The 17,138-nt window shown below is 73.9% G+C and carries 15 protein-coding genes and 1 tRNA gene; 13 read left to right on the top strand and 3 right to left on the bottom strand.

Annotation, left to right across the window (positions count from 1 at the left end; translation table 11 throughout):
• Positions 1 to 85 precede the first annotated feature (85 nt).
• From lepB to ACWCPW_RS30015, 11 genes are all read left to right on the top strand, one after another.
• Positions 86 to 1,108: a signal peptidase I gene (gene lepB, locus ACWCPW_RS30065; protein WP_449764712.1), complete on the top strand. Its 1,023-nt coding sequence runs from the start codon at positions 86 to 88 to the stop codon at positions 1,106 to 1,108.
• Positions 1,109 to 1,192: 84 nt separating this feature from the next.
• Positions 1,193 to 1,762 carry an NUDIX hydrolase gene (locus ACWCPW_RS30060; RefSeq protein ID WP_449764711.1) on the top strand — a complete coding sequence of 190 codons (570 nt, stop codon included), beginning with the start codon at positions 1,193 to 1,195 and terminating at the stop codon, positions 1,760 to 1,762.
• Positions 1,763 to 1,901: 139 nt separating this feature from the next.
• Positions 1,902 to 2,228: a DUF2469 domain-containing protein gene (locus ACWCPW_RS30055; protein ID WP_406282178.1), complete on the top strand. Its 327-nt coding sequence runs from the start codon at positions 1,902 to 1,904 to the stop codon at positions 2,226 to 2,228.
• Between the two features lie 303 nt (positions 2,229 to 2,531).
• Positions 2,532 to 2,879 carry a YraN family protein gene (locus ACWCPW_RS30050; RefSeq protein ID WP_449764710.1) on the top strand — a complete coding sequence of 116 codons (348 nt, stop codon included), beginning with the start codon at positions 2,532 to 2,534 and terminating at the stop codon, positions 2,877 to 2,879.
• A 2-nt stretch (positions 2,880 to 2,881) separates the two neighbouring features.
• Positions 2,882 to 4,492, top strand: a complete 1,611-nt coding sequence (locus tag ACWCPW_RS30045; protein WP_449764709.1) for a YifB family Mg chelatase-like AAA ATPase — start codon at positions 2,882 to 2,884, stop codon at positions 4,490 to 4,492.
• Positions 4,489 to 5,721, top strand: a complete 1,233-nt coding sequence (gene dprA / locus ACWCPW_RS30040) for a DNA-processing protein DprA (protein WP_449764708.1) — start codon at positions 4,489 to 4,491, stop codon at positions 5,719 to 5,721. The genes ACWCPW_RS30045 and dprA overlap by 4 nt, the downstream gene beginning before the upstream one ends.
• 733 nt (positions 5,722 to 6,454) lie before the next feature.
• The gene (whiG, locus tag ACWCPW_RS30035) at positions 6,455 to 7,303 is read left to right on the top strand and encodes an RNA polymerase sigma factor WhiG (protein ID WP_449764707.1); all 849 of its coding nucleotides are present in this window, start codon (positions 6,455 to 6,457) and stop codon (positions 7,301 to 7,303) included.
• A gap of 114 nt (positions 7,304 to 7,417) precedes the next feature.
• Positions 7,418 to 8,677: a deoxyguanosinetriphosphate triphosphohydrolase gene (locus ACWCPW_RS30030; RefSeq protein WP_449764706.1), complete on the top strand. Its 1,260-nt coding sequence runs from the start codon at positions 7,418 to 7,420 to the stop codon at positions 8,675 to 8,677.
• A 52-nt stretch (positions 8,678 to 8,729) separates the two neighbouring features.
• The gene (dnaG, locus tag ACWCPW_RS30025) at positions 8,730 to 10,664 is read left to right on the top strand and encodes a DNA primase (protein ID WP_449764705.1); all 1,935 of its coding nucleotides are present in this window, start codon (positions 8,730 to 8,732) and stop codon (positions 10,662 to 10,664) included.
• Positions 10,665 to 10,803: 139 nt separating this feature from the next.
• Positions 10,804 to 11,958 (top strand): RNA polymerase sigma factor, encoded by a 1,155-nt coding sequence (locus ACWCPW_RS30020; protein ID WP_449764704.1) that lies wholly within the window; start codon positions 10,804 to 10,806, stop codon positions 11,956 to 11,958.
• A gap of 41 nt (positions 11,959 to 11,999) precedes the next feature.
• Positions 12,000 to 13,472, top strand: a complete 1,473-nt coding sequence (locus ACWCPW_RS30015) for an FGGY-family carbohydrate kinase (protein WP_449764703.1) — start codon at positions 12,000 to 12,002, stop codon at positions 13,470 to 13,472.
• 135 nt (positions 13,473 to 13,607) lie between these two features.
• Here ACWCPW_RS30015 and ACWCPW_RS30010 read toward each other — a convergent pair whose 3' ends face one another.
• Positions 13,608 to 13,907 (bottom strand): YtxH domain-containing protein, encoded by a 300-nt coding sequence (locus ACWCPW_RS30010; RefSeq protein WP_449764702.1) that lies wholly within the window; start codon positions 13,905 to 13,907, stop codon positions 13,608 to 13,610.
• Positions 13,908 to 14,069: 162 nt separating this feature from the next.
• Between ACWCPW_RS30010 and ACWCPW_RS30005 the strand changes: the two genes are divergently transcribed.
• Positions 14,070 to 14,142, top strand: a tRNA-Asn gene (locus tag ACWCPW_RS30005).
• Between the two features lie 60 nt (positions 14,143 to 14,202).
• Here the strand turns inward: ACWCPW_RS30005 and ACWCPW_RS30000 are convergent.
• Positions 14,203 to 14,739: a nuclear transport factor 2 family protein gene (locus ACWCPW_RS30000; protein ID WP_449764701.1), complete on the bottom strand. Its 537-nt coding sequence runs from the start codon at positions 14,737 to 14,739 to the stop codon at positions 14,203 to 14,205.
• Positions 14,740 to 14,846: 107 nt separating this feature from the next.
• Here ACWCPW_RS30000 and ACWCPW_RS29995 point away from each other — a divergent pair, with 107 nt between their 5' ends.
• A complete protein-coding gene (locus ACWCPW_RS29995) occupies positions 14,847 to 15,821 on the top strand; it encodes an LLM class flavin-dependent oxidoreductase (protein ID WP_449764700.1) in 975 nt (324 codons plus the stop codon).
• A 125-nt stretch (positions 15,822 to 15,946) separates the two neighbouring features.
• On the opposite strand, the gene ACWCPW_RS29990 is transcribed toward ACWCPW_RS29995, so the two are convergent.
• Positions 15,947 to 16,891 carry an NADP-dependent oxidoreductase gene (locus tag ACWCPW_RS29990; RefSeq protein WP_449764699.1) on the bottom strand — a complete coding sequence of 315 codons (945 nt, stop codon included), beginning with the start codon at positions 16,889 to 16,891 and terminating at the stop codon, positions 15,947 to 15,949.
• Positions 16,892 to 17,138 lie beyond the last annotated feature (247 nt).

Genomic DNA, 17,138 nt, shown 5'->3' with positions numbered 1-17,138 from the left:
GCACCCGACCGACGCGCCGCACGATCCCGGAGCGCCACCGACCCAACCAACGAGCGGGGACGGGTCGACGCAGTCGCCCGATCTGGTGAAACGACCAGGAAACGGCGCCGCCCCCGACGCGGCGCCGATCTTCCCGCCGGCGGGTCCCACCCCCACCCCCGGCGGCGGCCCGGGCGAGGGTTCACCGCCCGACGCGGACGGTCCCGGCGGGTTCGGCGGCTCCGGCGGATCGGACGAGCCGCAGGGCTCCGGCGACGGCGAGGGCGCCTCGGACTCGGGCGAGCGGCGGAAGAAGAAGGGGTCGTTCTGGCGGGAACTGCCGCTGCTGCTGCTGATCGCCATCGTGCTGGCGCTGCTCATCAAGACCTTCCTGGTCCAGGCGTTCTCGATTCCCTCGGAGTCGATGGAGAACACCATCAAGGTCGGCGACCGGGTGCTGGTGAACAAGTTCTCGCCGTGGTTCGGCGCGGAGCCCGAGCGCGGTCAGGTCGTGGTCTTCCACGACCCGGGCAATTGGCTCCAGGAAGCCCCCAAGCAGTCCGACAACGCGGTGGTGCGCGGATTGCAGAAGGGCATGTCCTGGGTCGGCCTGATGCCGTCCGCGGACGAGAAGGACCTGATCAAGCGGGTGATCGGGGTCGGCGGCGACCGCGTGCAGTGTTGTGACGCGCAGGGTCGCCTGATGGTCAACGGCAAGCCCTTGGACGAGAGCTCGTACCTCAAGAAGGGCGTGGCCCCGTCGACGAAGGTGTTCGACGTGACCGTGCCCAAGGGTCGGATCTGGCTGATGGGCGACAACCGCGACAACTCCTCCGACTCGCGCTACCACATGGACCAGCCGGGCAACGGGACGGTCGACAAGGACCAGGTGATCGGGCGCGCGTTCACCGTGGTGTGGCCGCTGAACCGGATCCACGGACTCGGGGTGCCGGGCACGTTCGACCAGCCCGGTCTCGGGCTCGACGTGATCGGCGGCACACCGATGGCGGCCGGGCTGATCGGGGCCGTGCCGCTGGTGTTGTGGCGGCGCCGCCGTCGGGCCGGCGCGGACGACGCGTCGGACGCGCGCGTGGTCACGCGCGATCCCTCGGGAGCGCCGCCCGCCTGAGCGCGGGCCCTCGCGCACGGCCGGGTCGCTCGGGAATCCTCTCCCGGGCGACCCGGCCGCGCGCGTTCGGGGCACAATCCGTGGATGACGACTCAACCCGTGTCATGGCCCGGAGACGTGCCCGAGCCGGTTCCGGACTACCCCGCCGACCTGGCCCCCGACCTGGAGCGCCGCGCCGTGCGAGTGGTGCTGCTCGACCCCGAGGATCGGGTGCTGCTCTTTCGCACCCACGTCCCCGAATCCGATCCGCAGCACTGGTACGACCTGCCGGGCGGCGGCCTGGACCCCGGCGAGAGCTACGTGGACGCGGCGGTCCGGGAGATCCTGGAGGAGACCGGCCTGCGGATCGCGCCCGCGGATGTGGGCCCGCCCACCTGGCGGCGGAGTGTGACCTGGGTGCGACCGGGGCATCGGCGGGTGCAGCACGAGTTCGTGGTGCTGGTGCGGATCGCCGAGCGTACGCCGAAGGTCTGCGAGGATCGGTCGCTCTGGACGGCCGACGAATTGGCCGAGTACCAGGAGGCGGTGTGGTGGACGCCGGCCGAGATCGCGGCGGCCCAGGCACGGTTTTATCCGGGACGACTGCCCGAGTTGTTGCCGGCCTTCCTGGCCGGCGAATTGATCGACGAGCCGTTCGAGCGCTGGAACGGCTGAGCCGCGCCAGGCGCCCGGGATCCGCGGATCCGGGCCGGACGGCTGCTCCCGGACGGTTGTGCCATGGTGCGCCGGTGGCCGCGCGGGTCGCCGGTACACAATGGGAGACGTCAGCGAAGCGCAGGAGCGAGGGGCGCGCATGAGTGCGGAAGATCTCGAAAAGTACGAGACCGAGATGGAGCTGCAGCTCTACCGCGAGTACCGCGACGTCGTGGGTCTCTTCAAGTACGTCATCGAGACGGAAAGGCGCTTCTACCTCACCAACCAGTACGAGCTGCACGTGAGGTCGGCCGACGGGGAGGTCTTCTTCGAGTTGTCCATGGCGGACGCGTGGGTGTGGGACATGTATCGACCTGCGCGATTCGTGAAGAATGTCCGAGTCCTTACCTTCAAGGACGTCAACGTCGAGGAACTGACCAAGAGCGAGTTCGAGATGCCCGCGGGCAACGAGGGGTTCGGTAGCTGAGCGAACCCGCACACCCGCGAGGGCGGCGTCCACAGCGGCCGAGTTGTGCACAGGCGGACGCGGAACGACTCTCGACCACCTCCGGTTCCGGCACCGTCGGGGCCGGAGGTGGTCGTTGTGCGGACCGATGCGGCCGGCGGCGAGGACCGGGGCGAACAGCCCCGGGGTGCGGGAGACCAGGGCGCCGGACACCAGGGCGCCGGGACCCCACGTGCGGGAGATCCGGGCGCGGGGGGCCGGGGTGCGCCGCGTGGGGGCGCGCGGAGTCGGGGCGCGCCGGCCCGGCAGTCGCGGAACACCGCCGTGGGGCGGTACGGCGAACGGGTCGCCGCCCGATATCTGGTCGAGACCGGGATGGCCGTCCTGGACCGGAACTGGCGCTGTCGTGACGGCGAGATCGACATCGTCGCGCGGGACGGGCCCACGCTCGTGGTGTGCGAGGTCAAGACCCGGCGCGCGGGCGGCTTCGAGCATCCGTTGGAGGCGGTCGGCGCGGTCAAGGCGCGGCGGCTGCGGGTGCTCGCGGAGCGCTGGCTGCTCGCCCATCCGCTCGGCGGCCCGCCGGGGCGCGAGGTGCGCATCGACCTGGTCGCGGTGGTCCCGGCCGAGCGCGGTGCGGCCCTGATCGAGCACATCCGAGGGGTGGGCTGAGCATGGGCTTCGCACGCACACGCTCGGTCACCCTGCTCGGCGTGGACGGCGTGGTGGTGGAGGTACAGGCCGACCTGGAGCCGGGGGTGACCACCTTCACGCTGGTGGGCCTGCCCGACAAGACCCTGGTGGAGTCGAAGGAGCGGGTCCGCGCCGCGCTCGTCAACAGCGGCGAGGAGTGGCCGCAGCGGCGGCTCACGGTGGGCCTGTCGCCCGCGACCGTGCCCAAGACCGGCTCCGGGTTCGACCTGCCGATCGCGGCCGCCGTGCTGGCCGCGGCGGGCGTGCTCGACCCCCGCGCGATCGAGGACCTGGTGATGGTCGGCGAACTGGGCCTGGACGGGCGCCTGCGGCCGGTGCGCGGGGTGCTGCCGGCGGTGATGGCCGCCGCCGCGGCCGGCTGCGGGCGGGTCGTGGTGCCCGCCGTGGTGGCCTGCGAGGCCGAATTGGTGCCCGGGATCACCGTGTGCGGGGTGACCTCGCTGCGGCACCTGCTCGCGCTGCTGCGGGGCGAGCCGGTGCCGGTCGAGGAGCGGGCGGTGGCCGACATCCGCCTGGGCCCGGACCCGCCGGCCGTGGTCGGCACCCTGGCCGCCGGTCCCGCGCCGGCCGGTGCGGAGCCGGCCGACCTGGCGGACGTCGCCGGACAGGGCCGGGCCCGCCGGGCCCTGGAGGTGTGCGCGGCGGGCGGACACCACCTGTTCCTGCTCGGCAGCCCGGGAGCGGGCAAGACGATGCTCGCCGAACGGCTGCCCGGGATCCTGCCCGCGCTGGACGGTCCGGCCTCGCTCGAGGTCAGCGCGGTGCACTCGATCGCCGGCACCCTGCGCCCGGACCTGCCGCTGGTGACCGTGCCGCCGTTCTGCGCGCCGCACCACAGCGCCACGATGCCCGCCATCGTGGGCGGCGGCAACGGCCTGCCGCGCCCGGGCGCGGTGTCCCTGGCCCACCGCGGCGTGCTCTTCCTGGACGAGAGCCCGGAGTTCAGCGGGCGGGTGTTGGACGCGCTGCGCCAGCCGCTGGAGTCCGGCACGGTCACCGTCGCGCGCAGCGGCGGGATGTTGTGCTTCCCGGCGCGGTTCCTGCTGGTGATGGCGGCCAACCCGTGCCCGTGCGGGCGGTTCTCCGGGCGCGGCCTGGACTGCACGTGCTCGGTGCTGATGCGGCACAAGTACCTCTCCCGGCTGTCCGGGCCGCTGATGGACCGGATCGACGTGCGGGTCACCGTGGACGCGGTCTCCCGGGCCGAGCTGTTCGCGCCGGAGGGGACGGGGGAGCGGTCCGCGGTGGTGGCCGCGCGGGTGCTCGTGGCCCGGGAGCGGGCCGCGCGGCGGCTGGCCGGGAGCGGGTGGTCGCTCAACGCCGAAGTGCCCGGACGCGAGCTGCGCACCCGCTGGAGCGTCGAGCCGGACGCGCTGGATCGGGCCGCCCGGGACATGGAGCGCGGCCTGCTCACCGCCCGGGGCCTGGATCGGGTCCTGCGGGTCGCGTGGACCGTCGCCGATCTGCGCGGGCACGAGCGGCCCGGCCGGGACGACGTGGACGCGGCCCTGGAGCTGCGGACCGGGATCGTCCGGGGCGACTCGGCCGGCGACGACGGGCCCGCCCGGTGACCGGGCCGGACCCGCTGCCGTGGGGCGACTCGGACCCGGCGGTCCGGGCGGTCCGGGCAGCCCCGGCGGTCCCGGCGGCCCCGACGGCCCCGGCGGCCCCGATCGGCACGGATGTCGCGGACGAGCGGGTGGCCCGGGCCGCGCTGACCCGCCTGGTGGAGCCGGGTGACGCGGCGTTCGGCCGCGCGGTGCGCGGGCACGGCGCCGCACGGCTGCTGCGCGACCTGTGCGGGCCCGGACCGCTGCCGGTGGAGCTGGCCCGGCGGGATCCGGCCGGCTACCGGGTCCGGCTGGGCGGCCACGACCCGCGGGCGGACCTGGACCGGATCGCCGGGCTCGGCGGCGCCTTCGTGGTCCCGGGCGATCCGGGCTGGCCCACCCAGCTCGACGACCTCGGGGACGCCCGGCCGCTGGGCCTGTGGGTGCGCGGCGCGGCACCGCTGCGGCTCGCCGCGCTGCGCTCGGTCGCGGTCGTGGGCGCGCGGGCGTGCACCGACTACGGCGCGCACGTGGCCGCGACCCTGGCAGCCGACCTGGCCGAGGCGGGCTGGACGGTGGTCTCCGGCGGCGCCTACGGCGTGGACGCCGCCGCGCACCGGGGCGCGCTGGTGGTGGCCGGGCGTACCGTCGCGGTGCTCGCGTGCGGGATCGACGTGAACTATCCGCGCGGCCACGAGCGGCTGCTCGCCCGGATCGCCGAGGAGGGCACGCTGGTCACCGAGCTGCCGCCGGGCGCGCACCCGACCCGGTACCGCTTCGTCGAGCGCAACCGGGTGATCGCCGCGCTGACCAGGGGCACCGTGGTGGTCGAGGCGGCGCTGCGCAGCGGTGCGCTGATCAGCGCGCGTCGGGCGGCGCGGCTGGGGCGCCGGGTGATGGGCGTGCCGGGGCCGATCGGCTCGCCGAGCTCGGCCGGGGTGCACGCGCTGCTGCGCGAGCCCGGATCGGTGCTGGTGACCCGGGCGGCCGAGGTGATCGAAGAGGTGGGGCTGATCGGCGACGACCTCGCGCCGGTGTTGTCCGGTCCGGTCCGGCCGGGGGACGACCTGGCGCCCGAGACGCGCCGGATCCTGGAGACGGTGCCGATCCGCGACACGCTGTCCACCGCGCTGATCGCCCGCGAGGCCGGCGTCGCGCCCGCCGCCACCCGCCGCCACCTCGACGTCCTGGCCGCCCGGGAACTGGTCGATCGCACCTCGAAGGGGTGGCGTCGCCGTGGCGGTGCTTGACCTGGGGCGGCAGTGATCATCACCGTGAGGGGAGGCCCAATCGAGGAGGTGCCATACCCCGTGACCGACGAGAGCGTGGCCGAGGAGAGCGGCCCCGACCGGATCGTTCCGCCGACGGTCGGACCCGCGCGACCCGCGGAGCGGGATCCGGCCCACCGGCTCGCCCGCCACCCGCGTGCCCGGTACGCCGCCACACCCGCCCGGCTCGAACGCGCGTGCCCGGCCGGTACCGGCCCGATGTGCGACGACACGCCCGTACCGGCCCACGACCTCGCGGATTCGCCGGCCCCGGGACGGCGCCGCGGCGTGGCGGGCGCACCCGTCCGGGCCGGCGCGTTCGGGGCCGCCCCCGGGCGCGCCATGGCGCACCCGCCCGGCACACGCGGGCGAGAACGCGCGCTGCCCCGGGGCCGACGCCTCGCGCGCCCCCTCGGGCGGTGGATCACCGCCGGTGGGCGGCGACACACGGGCCCGATCGCGGGGGCCGACGCCGGGCGGATCGCCCCCGGGCCGCGCGCGCCCCACCCGGAGCCGCGAAGGCGCCCGGCGGCCGCTCCCGCGAACCCGCCCGAGATCGCGTGCCGCGATTCGCGCGGCCTCTGCCGCAGCACCGCGAGCCGGCCGATCGGGGCCGCACCCGATCTTCGTAGCGCTCGGCACTCGCCAGGTCACGCTACGCTCGCGAATACCCAGATTTGCACGCACGTCTCCGTGGAACGACACAAGGCCACGCATGCCCAAGCAAACCCCAGGGCGTAAGAGCGCCACCGCGGCCGGCTCCGAGGACGGACCGGCCGTCACCGTCGAGGACGGTGGCGCTTCCAACCGCGCGCTCGAGAACCTCTGGAGCGACTTCAAGCGCTCGGGGGATCCCACCCTGCGGGAACGCCTCATCCTGAATTACTCGCCGCTCGTGAAGTACGTCGCCGGGCGGGTCGGCGTCGGACTTCCGGCCAACGTGGACCAGGCCGACTTCGTCTCGTACGGGATGTTCGGCCTGATCGACGCGATCGAGAAGTTCGACCTCGACCGCGCGATCAAGTTCGAGACCTACGCGATCAGCCGCATCCGGGGCGCGATCATCGACGAACTGCGCGCGCTGGACTGGATCCCCCGGTCCGTGCGACAAAAGGCCCGCGCGGTCGAACTGGCCTACGCGGGCCTGGAGGCCAAGCTCAACCGCACGCCCTCGGAGGTCGAGGTCGCCCGCGAGATGGGCATCGCGCTGGAGGACCTGCACGCGATCTTCAGCCAGCTCTCGCTGATCAACGTGATGGCCCTGGACGAACTCCTGCACACCGGCCAGGACGGCGGCGACCGGCTCAGCCTGGTGGACACGCTGGAGGACACCACCGCCGACGACCCGGTCGAGGTGGCCGAGAGCCGCGAGATGCGGCACCTGCTCGCCCGGGCGGTCAACGCGCTGCCGGAACGGGAGAAGACCGTGGTGACGCTCTACTACTTCGAGGGCCTGACCCTGTCCCAGATCGGCCAGGTGCTCGGGGTCACCGAGAGCCGCACCTGCCAGATCCACACCAAGGCGGTGCTGCAACTGCGCGGCAAGTTGTCCGACGCGCGATGAAGGTTTCGCGCGCTGTTCGCGGCCCGGCCGTCGTCGGATGTCGGTGCGATTCCTTAATGTGGACAAGTGGACAGCAATTCGGCAGGCACGGCGGCACTTCCAGCGGGACGACCGGTGACCGCGGATCGATCGATCCGCGGTCACTACGAACCCGAGGACCTGGCCCGATGGGTCCCCGAGCCGAACAAGCGGCCCGGCCGCACCGCGTTCGAACGCGATCGGGCCCGGGTGCTGCACTCGGCCGCGCTGCGCCGGCTCGCGGGCAAGACCCAGGTGGTGGTCCCCGGCGAGACCGCCGCCGCGGGCCAGGACAGCCCGCGGACCCGGCTGACCCACTCGCTCGAATGCGCCCAGATCGGTCGGGAGCTGGGCCAGGCGCTGGGCTGCGATCCCGACCTGGTGGAGACCGCGTGCCTGGCGCACGACCTGGGCCACCCGCCGTTCGGGCACAACGGCGAGCGCGCGCTGGACGAGGCGGCCAAGAGCTGCGGCGGCTTCGAGGGCAACGCGCAGAGCCTGCGCCTGCTCACCCGGCTCGAACCCAAGACGTTCGGCCCCGACGGCCGCAGCGTGGGCCTGAACCTGACCCGCGCCGGACTGGACGCGGTGCTCAAGTACCCCTGGCCGCGCCGCTCGGACACCCACTCCTACGGCGCCTACGACGACGACCGCGCCGTGTTCGACTGGGTGCGCGGGGACGCCGACCCGAGCCGCCGCTGCCTGGAGGCCCAGGTGATGGACTGGTCGGACGACGTCGCCTACTCGGTGCACGACCTCGAGGACGCGGTCCAGTCGCACCGACTGGACCTGGTCCGGCTGCGCGACGCGGGCGAGCGGCGCGAGCTGCTCGACCTCACCGTGCGCCGCTACCGCCCCGACTGCGAGGCCGACGAACTCGGCGAGGCGCTGGACCGGCTGCTCGCGCTCGACTTCTGGCCCGCGGGCTACGACGGCTCGCGCCGCGCCCAGGCCCGGCTCAAGAACGCCACCAGCGGCCTGATCGGCCGCTTCTGCCTGGCCGCCGAGCACGCCACGCGCGAGTTGTACGGCACCGAGCCGGTCACCCGCTACGCCGCCGACCTGATCGTCCCGCGCGCGATCCGGCTCGAATGCGCCGTGCTCAAGGCGGTCACCGCGCGCTACGTGATGGCCCGCGAGGGCGCCGAGCGGCTGCGCGAACGACAGCGCGCGGTGCTCACCGAACTGGTCGAACTGCTGTTCGCCGACGCGCCGGAGAGCCTGGACGCGTCGTTGCGCGAGGACTGGGCCGAGGCCGCCGACGACGCGGCCCGGCTGCGCGTGGTGATCGACCAGGTGGCCTCGCTCACCGACCGCGCCGCGATCACCCTGCACGCGGCGCTGAGCGCGCGGTGACCACGCCGGTCGCCGCCCACGCCCGTCCGGTCGACCCGTAGACTCGACGATCGTGGCCGGCCGTATCCGTGAGGAAGACGTCAGGCGGGTCCGCGAGACGGCACGCATCGCGGAGATCGCCGAACAACACCTGCAACTCCGCAACGCGGGCGGAGGAAACTTCAAGGGGCTGTGCCCCTTCCACGACGAGAAGTCCCCGTCCTTCCAGGTCAGCCCGGCGAAGAACCTCTGGTACTGCTTCGGCTGCGGCGAGGGCGGCGACGTGCTCGACTTCGTCATGCGCCTGGACCACACCACGTTCTCGGAGACCGTGGAGCGGCTGGCGCAGCAGTACGGCATCGAGCTGCGCTACGAGGAGGGCGGCTACACCCCCGGCCGTCAGCAGGGCCGGCGCACCCGCCTGGTCGAGGCGCACAAGATCGCCGCGCGCTGGTTCGCCGACCAACTCGCCGGCCCCGAGGCGGAGACCGCCCGCCGCTTCCTCGCCGACCGCGGCTTCGAGCAGGACGCCGCCGAACACTTCTCGCTCGGCTACGCGCCCAAGGGCTGGGAGAACCTGGTGCGATTCCTGCGCGGCAAGGGCTTCACCCCGCAGGAGATGCTGGAGGGCGGCCTGGCCAGCGAGGGTCGCAACGGTCCGATGGACCGCTTCCGGGGGCGGCTGATCTGGCCGATCCGCGACATCACCGGCGACGTGATCGGCTTCGGCGCGCGCAAGCTCTACGACGACGACAACGGCCCCAAATACCTGAACACCCCCGAGACGCCGATCTACAAGAAGTCCCAGGTGCTCTACGGACTGGACCTGGCCAAGAAGGAGATCGCCAAGTCCGGCCGGGCGGTCATCGTCGAGGGCTACACCGACGTGATGGCCTGCCACCTCGCCGGCGCCACCACCGCGATCGCCACGTGCGGCACGTCCTTCGGCGACGAGCACATCAAGGTGCTGCGCCGGCTGCTGATGGACTCCGGCGAGTTCCGCGGCGAGGTGATCTTCACCTTCGACGGCGACGCGGCGGGCCAAAAGGCCGCGCTGCGCGCGTTCGAGGAGGACCAGAAGTTCGTCACCCGCACCTTCGTCGCGGTCGAGCCGGGCGGTCTGGATCCGTGCGACCTGCGCCTGGAAAAGGGCGACGAGGCCGTGCTCGGCCTGATCGACGCGCGCGTCCCGCTCTTCGAGTTCGCCATCAAGAGCCGGATCGAGGGCCACGACCTGTCCACCGCCGAGGGTCGCGTGGCCGCGCTGGACGCCGCCGCGCCGGTCATCGCGGGCATCAAGGACCAGGCCCTGCGGCACACCTACGCGGTCCGGCTCGACTCGATGCTCGGCTTCCTGGACGAGCGGTTCGTGGTCGGCCGGGTCGCCCAGATCAACCGGTGGCAGCGCGAGCGCGCCGCGCGCGGCGAACGCGGCGCGGGCCCGGGCCAGGCGCCCCCGCAGTCCGGCCGCCCGGCCCAGGCCCCGCAACGACCCGCCGGCTTCCGCCCGGACCCGCGGGACATGTGTCAGGCCGTGCAGCGCGAGGTGCTCAAGCTCGCGCTCCAGGCTCCCGAGCTGGTGGCCCCGGCGTTCGACCACTACGAGGCCGACGAGTTCACCGCGCCGTCGTACGCGGCCGTCCGGGCCGCGATCGCGACCGCCGGCGGCGTCTGCTGCGACCTCGCGCCGACTCCGAACTGGGTCGCCGAGGTGCGCGCCGCCGCACCCGACGACACCATCCGGCACATGGTCACCGAACTGGCGGTGGAGAGCCTGCACCGCACCGCCGACCCGGACCGCGCCTACGCCGACGGCAACCTGGTCCGACTGCGGGTGTTCTCCGCCGAACGCCGGATCGCGGACGCCAAGTCCCGTCTGCTGCGCATCGATCCGGTCCGCGACGCGGACGCGTACGCGCTGGTCTGGCAGGAACTGACCACGCTGGAGACGTACAAGCGCGCGCTGGTCGACCGAGGCGCCGAGGCGCTGTACGCCCCCGGCGGCTGATCCGCCCGCCGCCCGCCGGCGGGAAACCGCCCCACAGGGCGGGCGCACCACGTCGATCGCCGCGATCGCCCCGTGCGCGGGCGAGATTTCCGCGCCTGGCTCTCGGCTACAGGCCCCCTCGTACAGCAGACTGGGGAAGGTGCATCGGCACACCAGACGGGGGAAAACGCCCGGCGGCGACCCCGCCCACACGGATCGGACGGATGAGCCTGAACCGGGCCCGGCCACCGTCCTCACCCAGCACGCCACCCCAGGAACCGCGCCACCCGTGCCGGACGCGGCACCCGCACCGACCGCGCCCGCCGTGTCGAACACGGCCGAGCAGACCGCGGGAGCGGACACCGACGCCGAGTCGGACGACACCCCGCGGCCGGCCGAGTCCGGCGGCTCGTCCGCCGACCTGCTGCGCCAGTACCTGCGCGAGATCGGGCGGGTGCCGCTGCTGAGCGCCGCGGACGAGGTCGATCTGGCGCGTCGGGTCGAGGCCGGTCTGTTCGCCGGGGAACGCCTGCTCGACGACCCGCCCGCCGACCCCGCCGCCCGCGACGCGCTGACCACCCTGGTCCGCGACGGCGAACGGGCCAAACGCCGCCTGATCGAGGCCAACCTGCGCCTGGTGGTCTCCATCGCCAAGCGCTACGTCGGCCGCGGCCTGGGCCTGCTCGACCTGGTCCAGGAGGGCAATCTGGGCCTGATCCGGGCGGTGGAGAAGTTCGACTACACCCGCGGCTACAAGTTCTCCACCTACGCGACCTGGTGGATCCGCCAGGCGATGAGTCGGGCGCTGGCCGACCAGGCCCGGACCATCCGGGTCCCGGTGCACGTGGTCGAGTTGATCAACCGGGTCATCCGGGTGCAGCGCCGACTGCTGCAGGAGCGCGGCGAGGAGCCCACCGCCGAGGACGTCGGCGAGGTCCTCGACCTGACCGCCGAACGGGTCACCGAGATCCTGCGGCTGGCCCAGGAGCCGGTGTCGCTGCACACACCCGTCGGCGAGGACGAGGTGCTCCTGGGCGACATCGTCGAGGACGGCGACGCGACCTCCCCGGCCGAGGCCGCCGCCTACCTGATGCTGCGCGAGCACCTGGAGGCGCTGCTGTCCACCCTGGGCGACCGCGAACGCCAGGTGGTGCAACTGCGGTACGGGCTCGCCGACGGCGAACCGCACACCCTGGAGGAGATCGGCCGGGTCTTCGGGGTGACCCGCGAGCGAATACGCCAGATCGAGTCACGCACCCTGTCCCGACTCCGCGAACGGTCCTACTCGGAACAACTGCGGGGCTATCTCGACTGATCCCTACCGTTCCGGGGTTCGTCTGCTGTCAGAATTCGCCCATGCCGACAAGCCCCACACCCACCCTCGTCGCCGGGGTGCACTGCTCAGCGCGCCAGTTGCGCATCCTCGTCTGCGACGCCGCGACCGGTACGCCCCTGCGCCAGGGGCGCGCCGCGTACGCCGAGGGCGCCGCGACCACGCCCGGCGCGTGGCTGCGGGCCTTCGGCGAGGCCGCGGCGGGCGGCCTCCTCGACGGTGTGGCGGCGATCGGGGTGGCCGCGCAGAACCACGGCGCGGTCCCGCTGGACGCGCAGGGCGTGGTGCTCGGGCATCCGCTGCCCGGGGACGACCTCGGGGCCTCCGGGGCGGCCGCGGACCTCGTGGACGCGCTGGGCGGGCCGGGGGCGTGGACGGCCGCGACCGGATCGGTGCCCGGTTCGTCGTCGGCGATCGCCCAACTGCGGCGATTCGCCCGGTTCGAACCGGACGCGGTCACCCGGATCGCCTCCGTCCTGCTTCCGCACGACTGGGTCACCTGGCAACTGCTCGGCTGCCCGCCGGAGCCGGTCACCGACCGCGCGGACGCCTCCACGACCGGTTACTACGCCACCACCGGCGAGTGGCGCGAGGACCTGCTGCACCTGGCCATCGGCCGGGTCCCGCGCACGCCGCTCGTGCTGCCGCCGGGCGGCGCCGCCGGGCGCACCCCCGAAGGCGTGCTGGTCTCCGCCGGCACCGGCGCCGAGGCGGCCCTGGCGCTGGGCGCGGGGCTGTCCGACGGCGACGTGGTGGTGGCGATCGGCACCACCGGCACCGCCTTCGCGCCGCACCCGGTGTCGGTGGCCGACCCGACCGGGGTGGTCGCGTCCTACGCCGACGCCACCGGGCGCTACCTGCCGCTGGTGCGCACCCTCAACGCGGCCCGGGTGCTGCGCGGCACCGCGTCGATACTGGGACTGGACGCCGAGGAGTTCGACCGGGTCGCGCTGGAGTCCACCCCGGGCGCCGCCGGCCTGGTGCTGCTGCCCTACCTCGAAGGCGAGCAGATCCCCGACCTGCCGCACGCCGCGGGCACGCTGACCGGGCTGCGCCGGGAGAGCATGACGCCGGCGTCGCTCGCGCGGGCGTCGGTGGAGGGGATGTTGTGCGGCATCTCGGACGCGTTGGACGTGCTGCGCGATCGGGACGTGGCGGTGGACCGGGTGATTCTGGTCGGCCCGGGCGCGCGTTCGGCCGCGGTGGCCACGATCGCGCCGGCGCTGCTCGGGCTGCCGACCGCGGTGCCCGCGGCGGCGCTCGCCGGGCGCTATGTGGCCCAGGGCGCGGCCCGGCAGGCCGCGTGGGCGCTGTTCGGCGTGCTCCCGGCGTGGCCCTCGGGGGTGGGCGCGTTCCCGGATCCGGGCGAGGAGGAACTGGCGCTCGGCGACGCGGTGCGGGCGCAGTACCGCGAGGTGCGCGATCGGCTGCACCCGGGCGCGGTGCCGCCGCCGCGCGAGGGCGCGGACGCGGGTGGGCGCCACCGCAGGGGGTGATCGGCCGGGGCGCCGACCGACGGATGGTCGGCCGGCGCCGGACGGGCCCGATCCGCGGCCCCGTCCGACCGGCGGTCGCGGGCGCCACGGGTGCCGCGGCGCCGCAGGTGTCTTCCCGTGTCGGGCGCTTCGGTACTACAGCCCCTGTCCGTAGCGCGGCGGCGTCACCGACGTGCCGTTCGTGCCGTGCCGGCCGAACCGGTCCGGCAGGTGCCGACCCACCCGCTCCGGCAGGTGCTCGCCGATCGCCCGGCCGGCCTTGGCGCCGGCCTCGCGGCCGAGTTCGGCCGCCGCGTGCCCGGCCTTCTGGGCGGGCGGGCTGCCCGCCACCGTGCCGGACAACTTCCGGATCTGCTCGTACCGCTCACGCCCGGCCTTCGCCCCCAGCACGTAGCCGACGGCGAGGCCGGTGACGAAGGTGAGCTTGTTGATCATGGTGTCCTCCGCGGTCGTGTGTCCCGCCCGTGCACGTCAGCGCCTACCCGGGCGCGGTGCGTAGGCAACCTGTGAGGTCCTACCGGAAAAACCCTGGTGCGGGCCACCCCCGGGAATGCGCTAATGTATTCCACGCAGCGACCGCCGAACGGTCCGACGCAATCCCGCATAGCTCAATTGGCAGAGCAGCCGGCTGTTAACCGGCAGGTTATTGGTTCGAGTCCAATTGCGGGAGCCGCCGCGAGCGCCCACCAGGTTCACCTGGCGGGCGCTTTCGCGTTGCCCCGCCGGGGTGCTACTCGCTCCCGGTGCGGGACCAGAACTCGCGCCACGACGCCCACGCCTGGGGCAGCTCCGCCTCGGTGATCATCGGGTTGTTCGGGAAGTGGAAGCGGCCGGGCACGGTCGACGGGTGCTCCAGGACGTCGGCCGCGTAGAAGACGCTCGGCTTGCGGCTGCGGAAGTACCACCGCCCGTCCCGCCGTTCGTAGCGGTCCCGGTAGATCATCGGCATCACCACCCACAGCTCGCCCACCTCGTGCTCCGGGCGGCAGTACACGACGCCCGTGGCGTGGTCCCGGTCCACCAGGTCGATCACGTGGTTCCCGATCAGGTGAAAGGTGATCCCGTACGGGCGCAGCACCGGGTCGAACCACCGGGCCAGCGCGTCCCGGCCGACCCCGCCGTCACCCGTGCGGACGTCGTCCACGAACAGCGCGGCCAGCGCCGGCACGTCCCGACCGTCCAGGGCGAGCGCGTAGCGGGCGGCGAGTTGGCGGATCTGCTCGTGCGCCTCCAGGCGATCGAGCCGGGTGGTGATCGGGTCCGACATGCTGCCTCCGTAAGCTGACGGTCAGTCAGATATCACCGTGTCAGATGCCCGGCCGGGACGATGCCCCGGGTTCGCGCGTTCGGCACCCACCCGTGGGGAGCGGTCGCATGGTCGACGTCGGCATCTACCTGGACCTGCGCAACCCGGTCGAGTGGCGGCAGGACTGGTCCCGGCTGTACGCGTTCACGCTGGAGCTGTGCGAGGAGGCGGACCGGCTCGGAGTGCACTCGATCTGGACCACCGAGCACCACGGCTTCGACGACGGCTACCTCAGCCAGCCGCTCACCCTGGCCGCCGCGATCGCCGCTCGCACGAAGCGGGCCCGGATCGGCACCGGCGTCACGATCGCGCCGCTGCGGCACCCGGCGCACCTGGCCGAGGAGGCCGCGATCGTGGACCTGGTCAGCGGCGGCCGACTGGAACTGGGCATCGGCACCGGCTACCGCAAGCCCGAATACGACCTGTTCGACCGATCCGACCTGATCGGGACCCGGTTCTCGGCCACCGACGCGAGCGCGCGCGAGATCCGCAGGTTGTGGGAGAGCGGGACGGTCACGCCGGGGCCCGTCCAGCGCCGGCCGCGGATCTGGCTCGGCTACCAGGGGCCGCAGGGCGCGCGGAGGGCCGGGCTGCTGGGCGAATCGCTGCTGACCGCGAATCCGGCGATGGCCGCGCCGTACCTGGACGGACTGCGCGAAGGGGGCCACGACCCGGCCGGTGCCCGGATGGCCGGGCTGCTGAACGGATGGATCACCGAGGACCCCGAGCGGGACTGGCCGGTGGTCTCCCGGCACCTGGCGCACCAGTGGGACGGCTACCACCGGTACGCGGTCGAGGGCACCGACGCCGCACCGCCGCGCCCGATCGACCCGGACCGGTGGCGGGCGCGCGGACTCTCCGCCGCGCCGGGCCACTTCCTGCACGCGACGCCCGAGGACGCGGCGCGGGAGATCCGGGCGTACGTGGCCGATACGCCGATCGAGACGGTGTGGTTCTTCGCGTCGTTGAGCGGCATGGGCGAGGAGATGGCGCGCGCGCACGTGACGACGCTGTGTTCGCGGCTGGCGCCGCTGGTGGCGTGACCCGGGCGCCGACCCCCGGTGCCGGCCGGTGCGGCCCGGCGCCGGTGCTCCCGAGCGCCGCCCGGGCGCGTGGGCGCGGTGCGGGCGGCGTTCGGGCGAGGTCGGAGGGAGGCGCCCCGCCGGGACTACGGGATGATCACCGTCTTGCCCCGGGCGCCGCCGAGGCGGCTGCGGGCGATGGCGGTGGGAGCGTCGCTCAACGGCAGGCGGGCCTCGATCGGCACGGTGATCCGGTGCCCGCGCAGTTCGTCGGCGAGCCGGTCGTACAACTCCGCGGTGGACTTCTGGCCGTGATTGATCGCCTCGACCCCGCGCCCCGCCAACTCCCGCGCGTCGGCCACGAACTGGGTGGTCAGCGCCACTCCGCCGTCCCGGATCAGCCGGGCGTAGGCGGCGAAGTCGGCCGCGTCGGAGACCAGGTCGACCAGCGCGTCCACGCCGTCGGGATAGTCCGAGCGCACCTTGTCCGCGACGATCCCGCCGGTCGCGTCGTAGGTCTGGGCGGCGCCGAGCGCGCCCATCTTCGACGCGCCGACGCCCCGGGTGACCGCGAGCACCCGCACGTCGCGCGCCGCCGCGAGCTGGGTCAGGAAGGTGCCGACGCCGCCCGCCGCACCGACCAGCAGGAGGGTCTGACCGGCGCGCACGCCACCCGCCTCCAGCAGGCCCAGCGCGGTGCCGGCGGCGGTGGGCAGCGTCGCGGCCTGGGCCGGGTCCAGATCGGCCGCGGAGGCGATCAGGCCGGTCGAGGGCACGGTCAGGAACTCGGCGTACGCGCCGACCTCGCCGACCGGCGCGCGCAGCGCCGAGCCGAACACCTTGTCGCCGATCGAGAACCGCACCGCGTCCGAACCGGCGTCCACGACCGTGCCGGCGAAGTCCACCCCGAGCACGAGCGGGAACGAGTGCTTCATCGACTCGGCGAGCATGCCGTCCGCGACCTTCCAGTCGAACGGGTTGACGGCCGCCGCCGCGACCTCGATCAACAGCTCACCCCTGGCGGGGGCGGGTTTCGAGAGGTCGACGACCTTCGGGTCGCCTCCGAACTCGTTCACGGCGACAGCGCGCATGGTGGATCACTCCTCGCACGAAATCCAACGATGACCGGGATCACCCGAGTGACCGCGCGCGGCGCGTCGTAAACGACCGGCGGGCATGGGCGGCCCGGACCCGACGGCGTGATGTGGCGCACGCGGCCCCGACCCGATCGAGCGATGGGATGCGAACACTTTCGGGCAGGATGAGACAACGCTCGCGAGGATCCCCCCAAGCGTTGGTCGCGCCTGACCGGTTATGCTGCGTCAGGCTGTCCGGCAG

It is taken from the genome of Embleya sp. NPDC001921, from assembly GCF_053594475.1.
Note: the sequence above shows the minus strand (reverse complement) of the source record. Positions and strands in the feature narration are given on the sequence as shown.

What these genes read in the sequence shown, in the direction of transcription:
- ACWCPW_RS30000 (WP_449764701.1), bottom strand. Translation starts at nt 14,739, where the DNA reads ATGTCGGACCCGATCACCACCCGGCTCGATCGCCTGGAGGCGCACGAG.
- whiG (WP_449764707.1), top strand. Translation starts at nt 6,455, where the DNA reads ATGCCCAAGCAAACCCCAGGGCGTAAGAGCGCCACCGCGGCCGGCTCC.
- ACWCPW_RS30060 (WP_449764711.1), top strand. Translation starts at nt 1,193, where the DNA reads ATGACGACTCAACCCGTGTCATGGCCCGGAGACGTGCCCGAGCCGGTT.
- ACWCPW_RS30010 (WP_449764702.1), bottom strand. Translation starts at nt 13,907, where the DNA reads ATGATCAACAAGCTCACCTTCGTCACCGGCCTCGCCGTCGGCTACGTG.
- ACWCPW_RS29990 (WP_449764699.1), bottom strand. Translation starts at nt 16,891, where the DNA reads ATGCGCGCTGTCGCCGTGAACGAGTTCGGAGGCGACCCGAAGGTCGTC.
- ACWCPW_RS30045 (WP_449764709.1), top strand. Translation starts at nt 2,882, where the DNA reads ATGGGCTTCGCACGCACACGCTCGGTCACCCTGCTCGGCGTGGACGGC.
- ACWCPW_RS30015 (WP_449764703.1), top strand. Translation starts at nt 12,000, where the DNA reads ATGCCGACAAGCCCCACACCCACCCTCGTCGCCGGGGTGCACTGCTCA.
- ACWCPW_RS29995 (WP_449764700.1), top strand. Translation starts at nt 14,847, where the DNA reads ATGGTCGACGTCGGCATCTACCTGGACCTGCGCAACCCGGTCGAGTGG.
- ACWCPW_RS30055 (WP_406282178.1), top strand. Translation starts at nt 1,902, where the DNA reads ATGAGTGCGGAAGATCTCGAAAAGTACGAGACCGAGATGGAGCTGCAG.